Raw genomic sequence first — 2,844 nt, forward strand, 5'->3', positions numbered from 1 at the left:
CTCGCGCTCATCGGACACGGGGCGGACGCGGATGCGGATCCCGCGGCGCCGGCGGAGGTCCCGTGACCGCGATCCTCGGTGTGCTCAACGTCACTCCCGACTCGTTCAGCGACGGCGGCCGGTGGCAGCGCCTGGACGATGCGGTGGCGCACGCCGCCCGGCTGCGGGCCGAGGGCGCCGACCTGATCGATGTGGGCGGCGAGTCGACGCGGCCGGGTTCCCTTGCGATCGATCCGGACGAGGAGCAGGCGCGGGTGCTGCCGGTGATCCGCGCGCTCGGCGACGCCGGCATCCCGGTGTCGGTCGACACCCGCAACTCGGCGACGGCCCGCGCCGCGGTCGAGGCGGGCGCGACGATGATCAACGACGTGTCGGGCGGGTTGCACGATCCGCAGATGGCCGTCGTGGCCGCCGAGACGGGTGTGCACTTCGTCGTCATGCACTGGCGCGGCGGCGTCGACGTCGAACCGCACTACCGCGACGTCGTCTCGGAGGTGCGGGCGGAGCTCAAGGCCCGGCTCGCCGAGCTGCTCGTGATCGGCGTCCGGCGCGAGCAGCTCATCATCGATCCGGGCCTGGGGTTCGCCAAGACCGCCGAGCACAATTGGCAGCTGCTGCACGGTCTGGGCGAGCTCACCCCGCTCGCTCCCGTGCTCATCGGCGCTTCCCGCAAGCGTTTCATCGGACGCCTGCTGCCCGACAACGCGCCGCTCGGCAGGCGGGACGCGCCGACCGCGACGATCAGCGCCCTCGCCGCCGCGGCGGGCGCGTGGGGCGTTCGCGTGCACGACGTGGCAGCGACGAGACTGGCTCTCGACGTGGAGGCCCACTGGAACCCGAGAGGACGACATGAACGCTCGCGATGAGATCGCCCTGACCGGGCTCCGTGCCATGGGCTACCACGGCGTGCTCCCGCACGAGCGTGTCGAGGGTCAGCTGTTCATCGTCGACCTCGTGCTGCACCTGTCGCTCGCGGCCGCCGCCGAGGGCGACGAGCTCGCCGCGACGGTCGACTACGGCGAGCTCGCGAACCGGGTCGTGAAGGCGGTCGAATCCGACCCCGTCGACCTCATCGAGACGGTTGCGGATCGCGTGGCGCGCATCGCGCTGTCGTACGAGAGGGTCGCGTCGGTCGACGTGACGGTGCACAAGCCCAACGCGCCCATCGAGGTGCCGTTCGCGGATGTCGCGGTCACCCTGCGGCGGGACCGCGCATGAGCAGCGATCTCACCCCGGCCGTCGTCGCGTTCGGCGCCAATCTCGGCGACCGGGCGGCGACCATCCAGGCCGCGGCCGACAAGCTCGCGGCGACCGAGGGCGTCGAGCTCGTGAAGCTCGCGCCGCCCATCGAGACGCCGGCCCTGCGCCCGTCCGGCGTGGACCGCGAGGCGCCGGCCTACCTCAACACGGTCGCGCTCATCCGCACCTCCCTCGGTCCGAGCGAGCTGCACGCGGTGCTGCGTGCGCTCGAGGATGCACACGGCCGCGTGCGCACCCGGCGCTGGGGCGATCGCACGCTCGACCTCGACCTGATCGTCTACGGCGACCTCGTGCAGGACGACCCCGAGCTGACGCTGCCGCATCCGCGCGCCCACGAGCGCGCCTTCGTGCTGCGGCCGTGGCTCACCGCCGACCCGCATGCCGAGATCCCGGGACGGGGTCGTGCCGACGCCCTGCTCGCCGAACTCGGCACCCCGAGCTCGGTCGCGGGATCCGATGAGGGTGGTGCAGGCGGAGACGCGACATGACGCGCACCCGTGCTTCGCTGCTCATCGTGCTGGCCGCGATCGGTGCCGTCGGCGGCTTCCTCGCGCAGCTGGCCCTCGGGGCCCTCGGGGCCCAGAAGCTGCTGCCGGAGTTCACCCTCGCCATCACGCTCGTGCTCATCGCCGTGATCGTGGTGGCGCTCGCCGTGCCGATCCGGCGCGCGACGCACGGCAAGGTGCGTCGACGGGTCGATCCGTTCTACGCCACGCGCGTCGTCCTGCTCGCCAAGGCCTGCGCGGCGGCGGGCGCGCTGCTGACGGGGGCCGCCGCGGGCATGATCGCGGAACTGCTCGTGCGCCCGGTGAGCGCCGCGGATGCGGTGTGGCGCATGGTCGCGATGCTCGTGGCCTCGGTGCTGGGTCTCGTGGCGGGCCTGGTGGCCGAGACCCTGTGCATCGTGCCGCCCGACGACGACGAGAAGCCGTCGAACGGCGCTGCCGCCTGACCGGCCCGCCGCGACGGCGCCCCGCCGGGTAGCGTGGTGCCGTGACCTCCGACGCCCCCGCCGCATCCGCGCGCCTCGATCCCGTGCCCGGTGAGTGGCGTCGAGTGTCGCCGAAGTACATCGTCGTCGATCTCGTGGGCAACCTCATCAGCGGTGCCGTGTCGACGTTCGCCGCCTCGCTCCCCGTGTGGCTGCTGCACTGGGGCGACTGGTGGTGGTTGCTCACGGTGGGCGTCGGCGTCGTGTCGCTCGTGCTAGTGGCCCTCACGCCTCGCCGGGTGCGCTCGATCGGATACCTCCTGCGGGAGGACGACCTGCTCTTCCGGCGCGGCATCATGTTCCAGCGCTTCGTGGCGGTGCCGTTCGGCCGCATGCAGCTCGTCGACATCACCCGCGGGCCGCTCGCCCGCGCGCTGGGCCTCGCCGAGCTCAAGCTCGTGACGGCCGCCGCGGCCACCGGGGTCGTCATCCCGGGTCTCGCCCTCGACGACGCCGAGGAGCTGCGCGACCACCTCGTGGCGCTCGCCGAGACCCGCCGGGCGGGGCTGTGACCGAGCTCGCCGACGGCGAGTGGCACCGGCTGCATCCGGCCACCCCGCTGCTCAAGGGCGGGATCGCGCTCATCGCGATCC

At 73.1% G+C, this 2,844-nt stretch carries 5 protein-coding genes; all 5 read left to right on the forward strand.

From position 1 onward, the window contains the following. Positions 1–62: 62 nt before the first annotated feature. Genes folP through WML84_RS14495 form a run of 5 tightly spaced genes read left to right on the forward strand, consistent with a single transcriptional unit; the run spans position 63 to position 2,763 of the window. A complete protein-coding gene (folP, locus tag WML84_RS14475; RefSeq protein WP_347346841.1) occupies positions 63–866 on the forward strand; it encodes a dihydropteroate synthase in 804 nt (267 codons plus the stop codon). Continuing rightward, on the forward strand, positions 850–1,218 hold the full coding sequence (folB, locus tag WML84_RS14480) for a dihydroneopterin aldolase (RefSeq protein WP_347346842.1): 369 nt from the start codon (positions 850–852) through the stop codon (positions 1,216–1,218). Before folP ends, folB begins: the two co-directional genes overlap by 17 nt. Then, the gene (gene folK, locus WML84_RS14485; protein WP_347346843.1) at positions 1,215–1,748 is read left to right on the forward strand and encodes a 2-amino-4-hydroxy-6-hydroxymethyldihydropteridine diphosphokinase; all 534 of its coding nucleotides are present in this window, start codon (positions 1,215–1,217) and stop codon (positions 1,746–1,748) included. Before folB ends, folK begins: the two co-directional genes overlap by 4 nt. Continuing rightward, entirely contained in the window at positions 1,745–2,212 is a 468-nt protein-coding gene (locus WML84_RS14490) for a DUF3180 family protein (protein ID WP_347346844.1), read from the forward strand. The genes folK and WML84_RS14490 overlap by 4 nt, the downstream gene beginning before the upstream one ends. Before the next feature lie 41 nt (positions 2,213–2,253). Further along, positions 2,254–2,763: a PH domain-containing protein gene (locus WML84_RS14495; RefSeq protein WP_347346845.1), complete on the forward strand. Its 510-nt coding sequence runs from the start codon at positions 2,254–2,256 to the stop codon at positions 2,761–2,763. Positions 2,764–2,844 lie beyond the last annotated feature (81 nt).

It is taken from the genome of Microbacterium sp., from assembly GCF_039812165.1.
Classification (GTDB): Bacteria; Actinomycetota; Actinomycetes; order Actinomycetales; family Microbacteriaceae; genus Microbacterium.

Bases quoted from the DNA above. Each gene is read 5' to 3' on its own strand.
- folB (WP_347346842.1), top strand. From the start codon at position 850: ATGAACGCTCGCGATGAGATCGCCCTGACCGGGCTCCGTGCCATGGGC.
- folK (WP_347346843.1), top strand. From the start codon at position 1,215: ATGAGCAGCGATCTCACCCCGGCCGTCGTCGCGTTCGGCGCCAATCTC.
- WML84_RS14490 (WP_347346844.1), top strand. From the start codon at position 1,745: ATGACGCGCACCCGTGCTTCGCTGCTCATCGTGCTGGCCGCGATCGGT.